Below are 17,113 nucleotides of genomic sequence, written 5' to 3' on the forward strand. Positions count from 1 at the left end.
GCCGTCACAGCTTCCCGCCCCGGCCGCCCTCGCGCCGGGCGGGCGCGATCAGCGTCGACAGGTACGGCAGCGGCGCCCCGTCCAGCTCACCGGCGGGCCGCACGGACTCCTCCGGCAGCCCGAGCGCCGACCCCCACACGGCGTCGTCGAGGCGCCCGCTCTCCCGCAGCGCCTCGGCCACCTCGGCCGCCTGCCGGCCGAACTTGTAGGCGACGACCGTGCCGGGCCCGTGCAGCGCCTCCTTGAGCACGCCGGCCCCCGCCGTGACCGGCACCAGCGTCAACGGCTCGGTGCCCTCGGTCAGTACGGCCCCCGACCGCGAGGCGAGGTCCTGCATGGCGGTGATCCCGGGCACGGTCTCCACGACGGTGCCCGGCACGAGCGCGCCGACGGTCTGCGCGAGATAGGTGAAGGTCGAGTACACGTTGGGGTCGCCGATGGTCGCGAAGGCGACGGCGGAGTGCTCCCGCAACAGCCCGGCCACCCGCTCCCCGGCCGCGTCCCAGGCCGCCTCGCGCCGCGCCCGGTCGGCGCGCTCGTTCAGCGCGAACACGACCCGCACGACCTTCTCGGCGCCCACGTAGTGCAGCACGGTCGCCTCGGCGCGCCCGCGCTCACCGCCGTCCGTGCCGTCGGCCGCGGCCATCACCGGCACGACGACGACATCGGCGTCCCGCAGGGCGTTGACGCCCTTCACGGTCACCAGCTCGGGATCCCCGGGCCCGACCCCCACCCCGATCAGCCTGCTGCTCATGACGTCCGGCACCTCTCCACGAACCGACGGGCGACACCGGGCTCGGCCGCCCAGTGCGTGTGCAGATAGCTCGCGTGCACACCGCGCTCCACGAATCCCTCGACGCGCCGCTGTGGCGCCCGCATCCCCCAGGCCGGCGCGGCCCCGGCCCCCGGCTCCACCACGGTCCGGTGGAACTCGTGCCCCCGCAGCCGCGTCCCCGCGGCTGCCAGCGCACTGTCGGACACGGCCACGGCGTCCCGGTACCCCAGGGTCAACCGCCCCGACATCCGCGCGGAGGCGTCCAGCACCCCGCACATCGGCAGCCCGTCCAGCTCGCGGCAGAGATACAGCAGCCCCGCACACTCGGCGGCGACGGGAGCACCGCTCAGCGCCAGCTCGGCGACGGACTTCCGCAGCCCCTCGTTGGCGGACAGCTCGGAGGCGTACACCTCGGGGAACCCGCCCCCGATGACGAGCCCCGCGGTCCCCTCGGGCAACTCCTCGTCCCGCAACGGATCGAACGCGACGACCTCGGCCCCGGCGGCGGCGAGCAGCTCGGTGTGCTCGGCGTAGGAGAAGGTGAAGGCCGCTCCTCCGGCGACGGCGACGCGTGGCGTCGACTTCTCGACCGACCGAGACGGGATGGGGGTCCCCCCGCGCGAGCGCATTCGAGCGTGGGGGAGGGTGGGCACAGGCCCGGGGGTCCAGGGGGCGGAGCCCCCTGGCAACGGCCCGGCAGCCCGCGCCAACCCGACCAACGCCTCCAGGTCACACCCTGCGGCGACCTGCGCACCCATCGCCGCCACGGCATCCACCGCATCCGAGCCCCGCTCGGCGACAGGCACCAGCCCCAGATGCCGCGACGGCACGTCGACCCGCGCGGCCCGCCGCAACACCCCCAGCACCGGCACCCCGACGCAGTCCACCGCCTCCCGCAGCAACACCTCGTGCCGGTCCGACGCGACCTTGTTCAGGATCACGCCCCCGATCCGCACCTCCGGGTCCCAGGACACGAACCCGTGCACCAGCGCCGCCACCGACCGCGACTGCGACGACGCGTCCACGACCAGCACCACCGGCGCCCGCAGCAGCTTCGCGACCTGCGCGGTGGAGGCCAGCTCGCCCTCCCCGGCGGCACCGTCGTACAGCCCCATCACCCCCTCGACCACGGCGATGTCGCACCCGCGCGCCCCGTGCAGGAACAACGGCCCGACCAGCTCGGGCCCGCACAGGTACGCGTCGAGGTTGCGCCCCGTCCGCCCGGTCGCGAGCGCGTGGTACCCGGGGTCGATGTAGTCCGGCCCGACCTTGTGCGGCGACACGGCGAGCCCGCGCCCGGTCAGCGCGGCCATCAGCCCGGTGGCGACGGTGGTCTTGCCGCTCCCGGACGAGGGCGCCGCGATGACCAGCCGGGGAACACCGGAATCCGCGGAGGTCACCACTCGATGCCCCTCTGCCCCTTCTGCCCCGTGTCCATCGGATGCTTGACCTTGGACATGTCGGTGACGAGATCGGCGAGGTCCACGAGGGCGGCGGGCGCGTTCCGCCCGGTGATCACGACGTGCTGCGTCCCGGGCCGCTCCCGCAGCACGGACACCACCTCGTCGGTGTCGACCCACCCCCAGTGCATCGGATAGGCGAACTCGTCCAGCACGTACAGCCGGTACGTCTCGGCGGCCAGGTCCCGCTTGACCTGCTCCCAGCCCTCCCGGGCCTTCTCCTCGTTGTCCAGCTGCGCGTCGCGCTGGACCCAGGACCAGCCCTCGCCCATCTTGTGCCAGTCGACGGACCCGCCCTCGCCGCTGGCGCCCAGCACCCGCAGGGCGTTCTCCTCGCCGACCTTCCACTTGGCCGACTTGACGAACTGGAACACCCCGATCGGCCAGCCCTGGTTCCAGGCGCGCAGCGCCAGCCCGAAGGCGGCGGTGGACTTGCCCTTCCCGACGCCCGTGTGCACCACGACCAGCGGACGGTTGCGCCGCTGGCGGGTCGTCAGTCCGTCGTCCGGAACGACACTCGGCTTTCCCTGCGGCACTACGCGGCCCTCCTGCTGCCCTGAACGTCCTTCACGAGAGAGGCGATCGAGTCCGCCCGCAACTCGTCCAGCGTCACCGCCGTACCGCCCAGCTCATCCGCCAGCCGCCCGGCAAGCCCGAGCCGCACGGGCCCCGACTCGCAGTCCACGACCACGGAGGCGGTGCCCTCGGCGGCGAACAGCCGCGCGGCACGCCCCGCCAGCGCGACGGGCTCGGGACCACCCGTGGCCCGCCCGTCCGTCACGACGACCACCAGCGCCCGCCGCGCCGGATCCCGCAGCCGCTCCACCCGCAGCACCTCGTGGGCACGCAGCAGCCCGGCCGCCAGCGGCGTACGCCCCCCGGTCGGCAGCGACTCCAGCCGCACCGCCGCCGCGTCCACCGACGAGGTCGGCGGCAGCGCGACGTCCGCCGCCGACCCCCGGAAGGTCACCAGCCCCACCTTGTCCCGACGCTGGTAGGCGTCCAGCAGCAGCGACAGCACGGCACCCTTGACGGCGCCCATCCGCTGCCGCGCGGCCATCGACCCGGAGGCGTCCACGACGAACAGCACCAGGTTGCCCTCACGCCCCTCACGGCTCGCCTGCCGCAGATCGTCGCGGCGCACCACGAGCCCCGGCCCGCTGCGGCCCCGCGCCCGCTGGTGCGGTGCGGCGGCCTGCACGGTGGCGGCCAGGTGCAGCTTGGTCAGCGCGCCCCGGGGACGCCGGGCCCCGATGGTCCGCCCGTGCTCGGTCCGCGCCCGCGAACGGCGCCCGGCGGCACCCTCCCCGAGCCCCGGCACGCTGAGCACCCTGGTCCGGAACGGCTCGGCGGGCCGCGCGGGGGACTGCTCACCGGCACCACCGGACGGCTGCGGCTCCCCGCCCTCCCCGGCCTCGGGGCGCGCGGCGGCGTCCCCGTCGCCCTGGGGCGCGTCGTCGGGCTCGGGCTGCCCACCGGGACCGCCGTCGGGGCCCGGATCGGGATCGTCGTCCCCGCCTCCGTCCCCGTCCTGCCCGTCCGACCCGCCGAACTCCTCCAGCGTCTCGTCCAGCTTGTCCTCGTCGAGCCCCGGCGCGTCGAACGGATTGCGCCGCCGCCGGTGGGGCAGCGCCAGCAGCGCCGCCTGCCGTACGTCCTCCGCGAGCACCTCCGTCCGCCCGGCCCAGGCCGCCAGCGCGGTGGCCGTCCGCGCCATCACGATGTCGGCCCGCATGCCGTCCACCTCGAAGGCGGCACACGTGGCCGCGATCTGCCGCAGCGCCCCGTCGCCGAGGCGCACCGACGGCAACAGCCTCCGCGCCGCCACGACCCGCGCCCGTACGGCGGCCTCCTCGTCGGCCCAGCGCGCCGCGAAACCGGCCGGGTCGTCGTCGTACGCCAGCCGGCGCCGTACGACCTCCACGCGCTGGTCGGGCTCGCGCGAGGCGGCGACCTCGACGGTGAGCCCGAACCGGTCGAGCAACTGCGGGCGCAACTCGCCCTCTTCGGGGTTCATGGTCCCGACCAGCAGGAACCGCGCGGCGTGCCGCACCGACACGCCCTCGCGCTCGACGTACGAGGCGCCCATCGCGGCGGCGTCCAGCAGCAGGTCGACGAGATGGTCGTGGAGCAGGTTGACCTCGTCGACGTACAGGATCCCGCGGTGCGCGTCGGCCAGCAGCCCCGGCTCGAAGGCCTTGACGCCCTCCGCCAGCGCACGCTCGATGTCGAGGGCGCCCACCAGCCGGTCCTCGGAGGCGCCGACGGGCAGCTCGACCATGCGCGCCGGGCGCGAGGCGAACGCACCCGGCTCGTGCGGGCCGTCCGGACAGCCCGGGTCGGGGGAGCCGGGGTCACAGGAGAAGCGGCACCCGGAGACGACGTCCACCTGCGGCAGCAGCGCCGACAGCGCCCGCACGGCCGTGGACTTCGCGGTGCCCTTCTCACCGCGGACCAGCACACCGCCGACGGCCGGGGAGACGGCGTTCAGCAGCAGCGCCAGCCGCAGGTCGTCCTGGCCGACCACGGCCGTGAACGGGAACGGGGTACTCACTTGTCGTCACCTTCCAGATCGCCCTCGAGCTCCAGATACGTGGCACGCAGCCGCTCCAGCGTCTCCGCGTCCGGCTCCGCCCACAGCCCCCGGTCCGCGGCCTCCAGCAGCCGCTCGGTGATGCCGCGCAGCGCCCAGGGGTTGGACTTCTTCATGAAGTCGCGGTTCTCCGGGTCGAAGACGTACTCGGCGCTGAGCCGCTCGTACATCCAGTCGTCCACCACCCCGGCCGTGGCGTCGTACCCGAAGAGGTAATCCACGGTGGCCGCCATCTCGAAGGCGCCCTTGTAGCCGTGCCGCCGCATCGCCGCCATCCACCGCGGGTTGACCACGCGGGCGCGGAAGACGCGGTGGGTCTCCTCGCCCAGCGTCCGCGTCTTCACCTGGTCCGGGGTCGCGGAGTCGCCGACGTACGCCTCCGGGCTCGCGCCCGTCAGATGGCGCACCATGGCGACCATGCCGCCGTGGTACTGGAAGTAGTCGTCGGCGTCCACGAGGTCGTGCTCACGCGTGTCCACGTTCTTCGCCGCCACCGCGATCCGCCGGAACGCCGTCTCCATGTCCCCGCGCGCCGCCCGCCCGTCGAGCCCGCGTCCGTAGGCGTAGCCGCCCCACACCGCGTACACCTCGGCGAGGTCCGCGTCGCTGCGCCAGTTGCGGGCGTCGATCAGCGGCAGCAGACCCGCGCCGTACGCGCCCGGCTTGGAGCCGAAGATGCGGGAGGTGGCCCGGCGCCGGTCGCCGTGCTCGGCGGTGTCCTCGTCGGCGTGCGCGCGGACGAAGTTCTGCGAGGCCGGCTCGTCCAGCTCCGCCACCGCCCGCACCGCGTCGTCGATCAGCCCCACCACGTGCGGGAACGCGTCCCGGAAGAAGCCCGAGATGCGCACCGTGACGTCCACGCGCGGCCGGCCCAGTTCCGCGAGCGGCACCACCTCGAAGCCCGTCACCCGGCGCGAGGCGTCGTCCCAGACGGGACGGCAGCCCAGCAGCGCCAGGATCTCCGCGATGTCGTCGCCCTGGGTGCGCATCGCGGACGTGCCCCACACCGTGAGGCCGACGGACTTCGGGTACTCACCGGTGTCGGTCAGGTACCGCTGGATCAGCGAGTCCGCGAGGGACTGGCCCACCTCCCAGCTCAGCCGGGACGGGATCGCCTTCGGGTCGACGGAGTAGAAGTTCCGGCCGGTCGGCAGGACGTTGACCAGCCCGCGGGTCGGCGAACCCGACGGTCCGGCCGGCACGTAGCCGCCGTCCAGGGCCCGCAGGATGTGCCCGATCTCGTCCGTGGTCCGGGCCAGGCGCGGCACGACCTCCGTGCAGGCGAACTCCAGCACCGCGACCGCGTCGGGGAGTTCGGTGCCCAGCACGTCCCGGACCAGAGCCGGTACGGCCGCCGGGTCCCACGCCCGCAGCTCCATGCCTTCCGCGACCCGGCGGCACAGCTGCTCGAGCAGGTCGATCGCGTCGGCCGCCGACCGCGCCGGACCCTCCACCAGCTCCGTCAGCTCCACCGGCACCTTCACCGGGGCGCCGGGCTCGGCCAGCAGCTCCTTCTCCACCAGCCCGAAGTACTCGGCCAGCGACGCCCTGAGGCCCGGCAGGGCGTTCGCCTGTCCGCCCCACACCTGCGAGGCGCGCAGCACCGCGAGTACCAGGTTGACGCGCGGCTCGCCGACCGGGCCGCCGCCCAGGACGTGCAGGCCGTCGCGGATCTGCACGTCCTTGATCTCGCACAGGTAGCCGTCGATGTGCATGACGAACTCGTCGAACGCGTCGTCGTCCGGCTGGTCGTCCACATGCAGGTCGTGGTGGAGTTCGGCGGCCTTGACCAGCGTCCAGATCTGCGCGCGGACCGCCGGCGCCTTCGTCGGGTCCAGGTCGGAGACGAGCGCGTACTCGTCGAGCAGCTGCTCCAGCTTGGCCAGGTCGCCGTAGGTGTCGGCGCGTGCCATCGGCGGCACGAGGTGGTCGACGACCGTGGCGTGCCCGCGCCGCTTGGCCTGGGTGCCCTCGCCGGGGTCGTTGACGATGAACGGGTAGATCAGCGGCAGGTCGCCGAGTACGGCGTCGGGTGCGCAGCCCGCGCTCAGGCCGAGGCCCTTGCCCGGCAGCCACTCCATCGTGCCGTGCTTGCCCATGTGCACGATCGCGTCGGCGCCGAAGCCGCCCTCCGACGTGGCGGACTCCAGCCAGCGGTAGGCGGCCATGTAGTGGTGCGAGGGCGGCATGTCCGGGTCGTGGTAGATCGCGATCGGGTTCTCCCCGAAGCCGCGCGGCGGCTGGATCATCACGACGACGTTCCCGAACCGGAGGGACGCCAGCACGATGTCGTCGCCGTCGACGTACAGCGACCCCGGCGGCTCGCCCCACGCCTCCCGCATGCCGTCCCGCAGCTCCGGGTCCAGCTTCTCGAACCACGCCCGGTAGTCGGCCAGCGGCACCCGCGCGGGCGCCGCGGCCAGCTGATCCTCCGTCAGCCACTCCACGTCGTGCCCGCCGGCCTCGATCAGCCGGTGGATCAACTCGTCGCCCTCGGACGGGTACCCGGTGACCCCGTACCCCGCGTCCCGGAGCGCGTCCAGCACCCGCACCGCCGACGCCGGGGTGTCGAGACCGACCGCGTTGCCGACGCGGGAGTGCTTGGTCGGGTACGCCGTGAAGACCAGCGCGAGCCTCTTGTCGGCGTTCGGCTTGTGCCCGAGGGCCGCGTGCCGCACGGCGATCCCGGCGACCCGCCCCGCCCGCTCGGGGTCGGCGACGTAGACCGGCACGTCGTCGGGACCCTCCTCCTTGAAGGAGAACGGCACCGTGACGAGCCGCCCGTCGAACTCCGGGATCGCGACCTGCATCGCGGCGTCCATCGGGGACAGCGCGGCGTCGGAGGCCTCCCAGGCGGCCCGGGAGGAGGTGAGGCAGAGCCCTTGCAGCACCGGCACGTTCAGGTCGGCCAGCGCCCCGATGTCCCAGGCCTCCTCGTCGCCGCCCGCCGAGGCCTGCGAGGCGTGCGTGCCGCCCGCCGCGAGGACGGTGGCGACCAGGGCGTCGGCCCGGCCCAGCAGCTCGTACAGCCCGGGGTCCGCGCCGCGCAGCGAACCGCAGTACACGGCCAGCGCGTTGGCGCCGCGCGCCTCGATCGCGTCGCACAGCGTGTCGACGAACGCGGTGTTGCCGCTCAGCTGGTGGGCGCGGTAGAAGAGCACGCCGACCGTCGGACGGCCCTCGGTGAAGGTCCGGGAGCCGTGGACGCCGAACTCCGGCATCTTCCGCGGCTCGTCGAAGCCCTCGCCGGTCAGCAGCACCGTGTCCGACAGGAAGCGGGCGAGCTGGGTGAGGTTGTCCGGGCCGCCCTCGACCAGGTAGCGCAGCGCCTGCGCCACCACCCCGGCCGGGACCGACGACTCGGCCATCAGCTCCGCGTCCGGCACGCTCTCGCCGCCGAGCAGGACGGTCGGGACACCGGCCGCCTTCAGCGCGGCCAGTCCGTCCTCCCAGGCGCGCTTGCCGCCGAGCAGGCGCACGACGGCGAGGTCCGCGCCCTCGACCAGGCCCGGCAGTTCCTCCCGTACGTCGACCCGGGTCGGGTTGCCGATCAGGTAGTCGGCGCCCGACGCGCGGGCCGCCAGCAGATCCGTGTCGGCGGTCGACAACAACAGCACTGTGCTCATGCGGGCGCTCCCGGTGGAATGAAGGGCAGTCCTTGCGGCGCGCCGGACTCGATGAGCCGCCACAGCGCGTCGGTGTCCGCGTGGTGTTCGATCAGGTCGCCGAGCCGGTCGAGCTGCTCCTCGCGCAGCGCGGCGAACGAGGTGTCGGGGGCCGGCACGAAGCGGCGGCCCGCGGCGGCGGCCACCTCGCGCAGGAACGCCCGCCGGAAGCCGTCCGACTCCAGCGAACCGTGCCAGTGGGTGCCCCAGGTCTGTCCGACCCGGCAGCCGTCCAAGAAGGGGCTGCCGCCCGTCACCTCGGCGACCCCGTGGTGGATCTCGTACCCCTCGACGCGCTCGCCGAGGGCCTCGCCCACCGGCCGGGTGAGGGTCTTCTCGCGGGCGAACCGCACCCGCACGGGCAGCAGTCCGAGCCCGTCCACGTGCCCGGCGCGCGACTCGACCTCGTCCTCGATGTGCTCCCCGAGGAGCTGGAAGCCGCCGCAGATGCCGAGCACGGGCCGCTGGTCGGCGACCCTGCGCACGATCGCCCGCGCGAGCCCCCGCTCCCGCAGCCACTCCAGGGCCCGCACCGTGCCCCGTGTTCCCGGCACGACGACGAGATCCGCGTCGACCAGCTCCTCCGGCCGGTCCACGAACCGCACCACGACGCCCGGTTCGGCGGCCAGCGCGTCCACGTCCGTGAAGTTGGACATCAGCGGGACCGCGCAGACCGCGACCCGCAGCACGTCCTCGCCGACCGGCGGCGCGACCACCGACTCCCGCACGGTCCCGCGCAGCGAGACCCGCAGACCGTCCTCCTCGTCGATGCCGAGCCCGTGCCGGAAGGGCAGCACGCCGTACGTGTGCCGCCCGGTGAGGCCGTGCAGCATCTCCAACCCGGGCTCCAGGAGCGACACATCACCCCGGAACTTGTTCACCAGGAACCCGGCGACCAGCGCCTGGTCCTCGGGCGCCAGCAGCGCCACCGTGCCGAAGAACGAGGCGAAGACGCCCCCGCGGTCGATGTCGCCGACGACGAGGACGGGCAGTCGGGCGCCCCGGGCGATCCCCATGTTCACGATGTCGGTGCGGCGCAGGTTGATCTCGGCCGGGCTGCCCGCCCCCTCGCAGATCACCGCGTCGTACGTGGCGCGCAGTTCGGCGAGCGAGTCCAGCACCGTGCCGAGCAGCCGCGCCTGGCGCCCGCCGTGGTAGCCCCGGGCGCTCATCTCGCCGACCGGCCTGCCGAGCAGCACCACCTGGCTGCTGCGCTCCCCGCCGGGCTTGAGCAGCACCGGGTTCATGTGCGCGGTGGGCTCCACCCGGCAGGCCTGGGCCTGCATGGCCTGGGCCCGCCCGATCTCCGCGCCCTCGCGGGTCACGAAGGAGTTCAGCGACATGTTCTGCGCCTTGAAGGGCGCGACCTTGACGCCCTGACGCACCAGCCAGCGGCAGATCCCGGCGGTGACGACGCTCTTGCCGGCGTCGGAGGTGGTGCCGGCGACGAGCAGGCCACCGTTCATGACGTACGTCCCTTCGTGACGTCCCGCTCCGCCGCGGCGGCGGAGGCTCCGCGCGCGAGCAGTCGTGCGCCGGCGCACACGCCCAGCGCCAGCCAGCCCACGCGCCGGGAGAGCCGTACCGCCCGGTCGATGTCGCCCGAACCGGCCCGGACGGCGCGTCCCGCGGCGCCGTTGAGGACGGGCCGGTGCTCGACCCGCCCGCCGTAGGAGAGCGTCCCGCCGAGCCGGACGCCCAGGGCGCCGGCGAACGAGGCCTCCACGGGCCCGGCGTTGGGACTCGGATGCTGTGCGGCGTCCGCACGCCAGGCCCGTACGGCGCCCCGCGGATCGCCCCCGGCGACGGTGGTCAGGACGGCGGTCAGCCGGGCGCCCGGCCAGCCCGCGAGGTCGTCCAGGCGGGCCGAGGCCCAGCCGTAGCGGCGGTACCGGGGCGACTTGTGGCCGACCATGGCGTCCAGCGTGTTGACGGCCCGGAAGCCGAGCAGTCCTGGCACACCCGCCACGGCGCCCCACACCAGGGCGCCCACGACCGCGTCCGAGGTGTTCTCGGCGACGGACTCGACGACGGCCCTGGCGACGCCGTCGGCGTCCAGCGCCTGCGGGTCCCGCCCGCACAGGTGCGGCAGCCGCGCCCGCGCCGCCTCGACGTCCCCGGCGTCCAGGGCCCGGCCGATCGCGGCGGCCTCGCGGGCCAGCGAGGTGCCGCCGACGACGGCCCAGGTGGCCGCGCCGGTCAGCGCGACGCGGGCGGCGGGGGAGCGGCGTACGGCGTGCGCGGCGACCGTACCGATCGCGGCGGCGCCCCCGGCGCACACGGCGGTGTGCAGGGCGCCCCAGCCCCGGTGGTCCCGCCACAGCACCCGTTCCACGGCGCCCGCGGCACGGCCGAACGCGGCGACCGGGTGTCCCCGGCGCGGGTCGCCGAGGAGGAGGTCGCCGAGGAGGCCGGCGGCGGCGCCGTACGCGAAGACGCGTCCGGCACGCACGGGTTCAGCCGGTCACACGGTCGGGGAAGCACCGGGTACGGGGTGTCGGGCTCGAGCGGTGGCGGCAGCCGGGCATCGCGTCATGTCCTCACTCAGGGTGTCCACGCCCTGGTTCGAAGAGTCCGGCGGTGAGAGTTCCTGGCTCCCGGGGGTTCCTGTTCCCCGGTCACAGTGGCGGGACCGCGCCGGATTCGCACCGGGCTTCCTCTCCTGCCGCCGTAGATGGCTCCGGAAGTCCACCACGGCCCGCGAACACCCGTCAACCTGGCGTTGACCTGCGACGGGGGAGTGTGCGAAGGCCCACACACGAGTGGTGTGCGCCGGCACGCGAAGGGGCGGGGCGCGGAACGGTTCGAGTCCGTTCCGCGCCCCGCCCCGGCGAGTGCGCCCGTGAACCGGGCGGCGCTCAGGCGACGATCAGATAGATGCCGTAGCCCACCGCCGCCGTGCAGGCCGCGAAGCAGGCGTACGCACCGGTGACCGCGAGGGCCGCGGAGCCGCCCTCGGCGGCGGCCCGCTCCTGGCGGGAGAGGCCGACGATGCCGAGGGTGAACAGGCCCACCAGGGCCACCGTGGCCACGAGGCTGACGCCGAAGACGGAGCCCAGGGCTGCCCAGTCGATGCTCATGGAGGTTCGCTTCCTTCGTACCCGGGACGCGGGTTCAGACGGTGGTGGCGGCCGACGGGGCCTTGGGGTCCGGCGTGGTGGCCGGGGCCGGGACGGTGGCCGCCAGGTCCTCGGTCACACCCGCCGGGGGCGGCGACACCGCGGCCATCGCCGTGGTGACCACACCGGCCGGTTCGGCGGCGCCCACCGGGTCGTCGTCGACGACGTTGGTGTGGTCGACGACCTCGCGGCGCGAGATCCGCCAGATCGCGAAGCTGGACGCGACCAGGAACACCGCGACGAGGGCCGTGCCCCAGTCGCCGAGGCGGCAGACCCACTCGGCGAGCGCGGCGACCAGGGCCGCGGCGGGCAGCGTCAGGCCCCAGGCGATGAACATCCGGGTGGCCGTGGACCACCGGACCACGCCGCCCTTGCGGCCGAGGCCCGCGCCCATCACCGCACCGGAGACCGAGTGCGTGGTGGACAGCGAGAAGCCGAGATGGGAGGAGGCCAGGATGACCGTGGCGGCACTGGTCTGGGCGGCGAAGCCCTGCTGCGGCTGGAGGTCGGTCAGGCCCTTGCCCATGGTGCGGATGATGCGCCAGCCGCCCAGGTAGGTGCCGAGCGCGATGGCCAGGCCCGCACCCAGGATGACCCACACGGGCGGGTCGGAGTCGGGGGCGAGCGAGCCGCCGGCGATCAGGGCGAGGGTGATGATGCCCATGGTCTTCTGGGCGTCGTTGGTGCCGTGGGCCAGCGAGACCAGACCGGCGGAGGCGATCTGACCGGCCCGGTAGCCCTTCGCGGCGGCCTTGCCGTCGGCCTTGCGGCCCAGCGAGTACGTCATCCGGGACGCGAGCATCGCCGCGACGCCGGCCACGATCGGGGCGGCGATCGCGGGGAGGAGCACCTTGGTGACGAGCACGTCGCCGTTGACCGCGCCGATGCCGGCCGAGGCGACGGCGGCACCGATCAGGCCGCCCATCAGGGCGTGCGAGGAACTGGACGGGAGCCCGACCAGCCAGGTCAGGAGGTTCCAGAGGATCGCGCCGACCAGTGCGGCGAAGATGACCTCGGGACGGATGCCGGTCTCGTCGACGAGACCCTTGGAGATCGTGTTGGCGACCTCCACGGAGAGGAAGGCGCCTACAAGGTTGAGGACGGCGGACATCGCCACCGCCACCTTGGGCTTGAGCGCACCGGTCGAAATGGTCGTTGCCATCGCGTTCGCGGTGTCGTGGAAACCGTTCGTGAAATCAAACGCGAGTGCGGTTACCACCACAATCGCGAGGATCAGCGAGAAGCTTTCCATTTACCCAGGCAATCGTTCGAGGTCGTTGGCGCGACGAACGTAGGTAACCAGGGTGAACGGAAGATGAACTGGGCAGGGCGCCACGGTGACCGGAAGCGGGGTCGGAACCTCCCTCTGCGTGCCCGCTCCGAAGCTCTCCGGAGACGTCCCTGGCAGGATCACCGCGAGACCGTCCGTCGACGGGCCACGAGGGGCGCGCGGACGCCCGGGAGGAGACGGTGACTGTGACGCGATCGAGCGAGGAAGCGGCCTGGGAGGAACTCGTCGCGGCGGCCCGGCGGACGGTCGCGGACGGGCTGGTCGTCGGCACCTCCGGCAACGTATCGGTGCGCGTCGGCGACACGGTCCTGGTCACCCCTTCGGGCGTCCCCTACGACCGGCTGACCCCGGACGACGCGACCGGCGTCGACCTGGACGGACGGCAGGTGCTCGGCACCCTCGTCCCGACCAGCGAACTGCCCATGCACCTGGCGGTGTACCGCGCCGACCCCGCGGCCCGGGCCGTCGTCCACACCCACGCCGTGCACGCGACGGCCGTCTCGCTGCTCGTCCCCGAACTCCCCCCGGTGCACTACATGACCGCCGCGCTCGGCGGCGCCGTCCGGGTCGCCCCGTACGCCGCCTACGGCACCGACGCGCTGGCCCGCGGCATGCTCGACGCCCTCGCCGACCGCACCGGCTGCCTGCTGCGCAACCACGGCACGATCACCTACGGCACCTCCCTCGACCAGGCCTACGACCGCACCGCCCAGCTCGAGTGGATGTGCCGCCTCTGGCTGACCGCCGCCTCGGTGCCGGGCCACTCGCCGTCCCTGCTGACACCGGCCCAGCTGACGGAGGTGACCGAACGCCTCCGCGGATACGGGCAACCGAGCTGACGCGGGCGTGCGTGCCGGGGCACTGCCGGGGTACCGGCTACAGGACACCGGCTACAGGACACGTGGGGCCCCGTCACCCCCTGTCACCCGTCCACTGGCCGCCCGAGGACTGCACCAGGAGACTGGCCCCATGCGCACTGTCACCGCAACGGCAGCCGCCGTCACCGCAGCTCTGGCGACCGGAATGGCCAGCGTCGCCGCCGGCCGGCTCGCCAGCGACGCCGCGCTGAAGGCGCCCCCCGGCCGGCCCCTGCCCACCGAGCCCCGGCTCACCGTGCACGGCACCGCCGCCGGACAGATCACCCTCACCCGGGACCTGGCCGCACTGCGCCCCGGCCGGTACGGACTCGCCGGTGACGGCTCGCACGCGGTCGTCGGCCCGGTCCTCGACACCGCCGAGCACGGCGCCGACACCGTCGTACGCCGCCTGGAAAGCGTCACGCACGGCACCTTCGCGACCGGCGACCGAGCCTGGTTCACCCCGAACCTGTACGTCGGGAACCCGGGCACGGCCCTCGACCTGGAGCACACCGACGTCGAGGTCCCGGGGGAACTCGGTCCGCTCCCGGCCTGGTTCCTGCCCGGGGCCCGGCCGACCTGGATCATCGCCGTGCACGGGCTGGCCGCCACCCGCGAACACGCCCTGAACCTGATCGCGCCCCTGCACCGCCGCAGCGTCCCGGTGCTCGCCCTCGCCTACCGCGGCGACGTCGGCGCACCCCCCTCGCCCGACGGCCTGCACCACTTCGGCGAGACCGAGTGGCGCGACGTGGACGCGGCCGTCCGCTACGCCCTCGACCACGGTGCCCGCCAGGTCGTCCTGCTCGGCTGGTCCACCGGCGCCACCATGGCGCTGCGCACTGCCGCGCTCTCCGGCGTGCGCGAGCGCATCGCGGGGCTCGTCCTGGACTCGCCGGTGCTCAGCTGGGAGACCACCCTGCGTGCCCTGGCCGCCGCCCGCCGCACCCCCGGCCCGCTCCTGCCGCTCGCCGTCCGGGCCGCGCAGGGCCGCGCCGGGCTGCACGCCGACCGGGACACCGGCACCACCGGGCTGCATCGCCCGGCCGTGCCCACCCTGATCTTCCACGGCCCCGGCGACGAGGTGGCCCCCTGGCGCCTGAGCCGCCGCCTCGCCGACACCCACCCGCGCCTGGTCGCCCTCCACACCGTGCGGGACGCCCCGCACGGCGCCATGTGGAACGCCGACCCCGCGGACTACGAGGAGACCCTGCGCCGCTTCATGACCCCGCTGGTGTGATCCCCTCCGGCGGCCCCCGCCGCCCGGCGGCACGGCGCCCCCGGGCCCGGTGAACCGGTTCCGTTTGACGCCGTACCACTGGCCCGATCCGATGCCCGGACGGCGCGCCCGGCCCCCGGCGCGCACCGTCCCGGGAGGCCGTCGGGGCATTCCGTTTGGGTTTTCGGACCGTCAACCGGAAGACTGCACCCGTGACGTCCCGTATCCCGCGCGACTCCAGGCTTCGACTCGTCCGCCCGCGACCCCTGGCCGCCGCCCCCCAAGCGATGAATCAGCGGCGTCCACGCCGCCCCGCACCGCGCCCCCCGGAAGGCACACCGGCCCGGTCCGAACTGGCCGGAATGGCGCGCTCCGGCCTTGCCGACGCCGCCCGCGTCGCCCGCTGGGCAGACTCCGCACTCGGCCCCGGCCGCGGCAGCGCGACCGCCGACGGCAAGGCCACCCTGTCCGACGCCACCGCCGCCCACGCGGCCCGCGAACTGGGCCTGACCGTGGCCGAGGTCCGCGCCGACTGGGACACCGCCCGCCTCGCCGGACTGGTCGAGGTGCACGGCGGCACCGCCCGCCCCGGCTGGCGGCTGCGCGCCTGGAACCGCGACGACAGCGCCGTGCTGCGCGGCTGGGTCGCCCTCTTCGACGCCTGGTCGCTCGCCCACCCCGAGCCCGCCGGGCAGGAGCCCGCCGCCGTGGCCGAGGTCGTCTCCGCGATGCCCCAGGTGCTCTCCTTCCTCCAGCTGTCCGCCGGGCCCGTCCCCGTGGCACAGCTCCTGGACCTGCTGGAGCAGCGCGTCACCGAACTGCGCACCGAGCGCTGCGAGGTGCCCTACGGCCCCCGGCTGGAACCCGGCACCCCGGGCGCCGACCCGGCCCCGGCCACCGACACCCCGCTCGCCCCCCTGCTCGACTGGGCCCTGCACGCCCTCGCCGCCGTCGGCGCCCTCACCTGCGGCGACGGACATGCCACGCTCACCCCGCTCGGCAACTGGGCGGTCTGGGTCAAGCTGGAGCAGATCTGCGTCGCCGCGCAGAGCCCCGCCGGCAACATCGAGCAGTCGGCCGAGGGCATGCTCCGCGGCTGCGCACAACTCCGCCCCAACGCCGCCCGCGCCGAGTACCGCGCCTGGCTCGCCGCCCGCCCCGTCGGCAGCGCCGTCACCGAACTGCTCGGCGCCGCCCGCGGCGAGGACGCCCTGCTGCGCGGCCTCGCCTTCGAGGCGCTGCGCGTCGTCGGGGCCCCCGCCGAGCCCGACGTCCGCGGCGTCCTCGACGAGCCGACGCTCAGGCCGTACGCCCTGCTGTGGCTGGCCGAGCACGACGGCATCGACCCCGAGGACGCCCACGAGGTCCTCACCCGCCCGGAGGCCACCTGGCTGTGGGTCGACACCGCGGCCGCCGTCGCCGACCACGGAGAGGCCCCGCTGCTGGTGCGGCACCTGGAGTCGGCGGTGCAGGCCACCGTCCCGGCCCTGCTCGACGAGGTCCGCGCGGTCGGCCACCCCCGCACCGTGCAGGTGCTGGTGGCGCTCGCCGCCGCGCACCCGGACCCCGCCCTGGCCAAGGCCGTACGCCGGGCGGCCTTCCAGGTCCACACCGGGGGCAGCTGACCGGGCCGGGCCCGGCGGGCGGAGCGCCGGAGGCTACCCGCGTACCTCCGGCGCGTACGTCCCGAAGCTCCAGACGTTGCCCTCCAGGTCGCGGGCCATGTAGTCCCGCGAGCCGTAGTCCTGGTCGGTCGGGGGCATCAGGATCTCGGCGCCGTGCTCCACGGCCCGCCGGTGATGGGCGTCGACGTCCGCCACCACCACGTACACCCCCGTGGTGCCGCCGTTCTTCATCGCCTCGTCGAACCGGCCGCCCTTGCCCTTCGAGCCGAGCATGACCGCGCCGTTGCCCTGGACCAGCTCGGCGTGGGCGACCGAGCCGTCCTCGTCCTCGTACACCGCGAGCCCGGTGAACCCGAACGCCTCGGTGAGCTGCCGGATCGCCGCCTTGGCGTCCGCGTACTGGAGCGTCGGGTAGATGCTCGGGCGCCCGCCCGCATTGCCTGCCATGCCGATCACTTCCTCGTGAGCCGGTGGCCCGTGCTGCTTTGGGCCCGTTCGCCCAGTCTTGC

13 protein-coding genes and 1 riboswitch are annotated in these 17,113 nt (G+C 74.6%); of the genes, 3 read left to right on the forward strand and 10 right to left on the reverse strand.

Annotation, left to right across the window (positions count from 1 at the left end; genetic code table 11):
* Positions 1 to 4: 4 nt before the first annotated feature.
* From cobI to pitH, 9 genes are all read right to left on the reverse strand, one after another.
* Positions 5 to 754, reverse strand: coding sequence for a precorrin-2 C(20)-methyltransferase (gene cobI, locus B9W62_RS29845; RefSeq protein ID WP_087812169.1), 750 nt, complete (start codon positions 752 to 754; stop codon positions 5 to 7).
* A complete protein-coding gene (locus B9W62_RS29850; RefSeq protein WP_087812168.1) occupies positions 751 to 2,175 on the reverse strand; it encodes a cobyrinic acid a,c-diamide synthase CobB in 1,425 nt (474 codons plus the stop codon). Before B9W62_RS29850 ends, cobI begins: the two co-directional genes overlap by 4 nt.
* Positions 2,172 to 2,771, reverse strand: coding sequence for a cob(I)yrinic acid a,c-diamide adenosyltransferase (cobO, locus tag B9W62_RS29855; RefSeq protein ID WP_087810053.1), 600 nt, complete (start codon positions 2,769 to 2,771; stop codon positions 2,172 to 2,174). Before cobO ends, B9W62_RS29850 begins: the two co-directional genes overlap by 4 nt.
* A complete protein-coding gene (locus tag B9W62_RS29860) occupies positions 2,771 to 4,789 on the reverse strand; it encodes a putative cobaltochelatase (protein ID WP_087810054.1) in 2,019 nt (672 codons plus the stop codon). Before B9W62_RS29860 ends, cobO begins: the two co-directional genes overlap by 1 nt.
* The gene (cobN, locus tag B9W62_RS29865) at positions 4,786 to 8,454 is read right to left on the reverse strand and encodes a cobaltochelatase subunit CobN (RefSeq protein WP_087810055.1); all 3,669 of its coding nucleotides are present in this window, start codon (positions 8,452 to 8,454) and stop codon (positions 4,786 to 4,788) included. The genes B9W62_RS29860 and cobN overlap by 4 nt, the downstream gene beginning before the upstream one ends.
* A complete protein-coding gene (locus B9W62_RS29870; RefSeq protein ID WP_087810056.1) occupies positions 8,451 to 9,959 on the reverse strand; it encodes a cobyric acid synthase in 1,509 nt (502 codons plus the stop codon). The genes cobN and B9W62_RS29870 overlap by 4 nt, the downstream gene beginning before the upstream one ends.
* The gene (locus B9W62_RS29875) at positions 9,956 to 10,945 is read right to left on the reverse strand and encodes a cobalamin biosynthesis protein (RefSeq protein ID WP_087810057.1); all 990 of its coding nucleotides are present in this window, start codon (positions 10,943 to 10,945) and stop codon (positions 9,956 to 9,958) included. The genes B9W62_RS29870 and B9W62_RS29875 overlap by 4 nt, the downstream gene beginning before the upstream one ends.
* A gap of 111 nt (positions 10,946 to 11,056) precedes the next feature.
* Positions 11,057 to 11,202: riboswitch (cobalamin riboswitch) on the reverse strand.
* A gap of 149 nt (positions 11,203 to 11,351) precedes the next feature.
* Entirely contained in the window at positions 11,352 to 11,573 is a 222-nt protein-coding gene (locus tag B9W62_RS29880) for a hypothetical protein (protein ID WP_087810058.1), read from the reverse strand.
* Between the two features lie 34 nt (positions 11,574 to 11,607).
* Positions 11,608 to 12,864: a low-affinity phosphate transporter PitH gene (gene pitH, locus B9W62_RS29885; RefSeq protein WP_087810059.1), complete on the reverse strand. Its 1,257-nt coding sequence runs from the start codon at positions 12,862 to 12,864 to the stop codon at positions 11,608 to 11,610.
* Between the two features lie 224 nt (positions 12,865 to 13,088).
* Between pitH and B9W62_RS29890 the strand changes: the two genes are divergently transcribed.
* The 3 genes from B9W62_RS29890 (at position 13,089) to B9W62_RS29900 (ending at position 16,604) form a co-directional block, all read left to right on the forward strand.
* The gene (locus tag B9W62_RS29890; RefSeq protein WP_179235738.1) at positions 13,089 to 13,742 is read left to right on the forward strand and encodes a class II aldolase/adducin family protein; all 654 of its coding nucleotides are present in this window, start codon (positions 13,089 to 13,091) and stop codon (positions 13,740 to 13,742) included.
* A gap of 130 nt (positions 13,743 to 13,872) precedes the next feature.
* On the forward strand, positions 13,873 to 15,000 hold the full coding sequence (locus tag B9W62_RS29895) for an alpha/beta hydrolase family protein (RefSeq protein ID WP_087810061.1): 1,128 nt from the start codon (positions 13,873 to 13,875) through the stop codon (positions 14,998 to 15,000).
* A gap of 191 nt (positions 15,001 to 15,191) precedes the next feature.
* Positions 15,192 to 16,604, forward strand: coding sequence for a hypothetical protein (locus B9W62_RS29900; protein ID WP_179235739.1), 1,413 nt, complete (start codon positions 15,192 to 15,194; stop codon positions 16,602 to 16,604).
* Positions 16,605 to 16,637: 33 nt separating this feature from the next.
* Here B9W62_RS29900 and B9W62_RS29905 read toward each other — a convergent pair whose 3' ends face one another.
* Positions 16,638 to 17,051 carry a VOC family protein gene (locus tag B9W62_RS29905; RefSeq protein WP_087810063.1) on the reverse strand — a complete coding sequence of 138 codons (414 nt, stop codon included), beginning with the start codon at positions 17,049 to 17,051 and terminating at the stop codon, positions 16,638 to 16,640.
* Between the last annotated feature and the right edge of the window lie 62 nt (positions 17,052 to 17,113).

Source organism: Streptomyces sp. CS113, assembly GCF_002188365.1.
Classification (GTDB): Bacteria; Actinomycetota; Actinomycetes; order Streptomycetales; family Streptomycetaceae; genus Streptomyces; species Streptomyces tendae.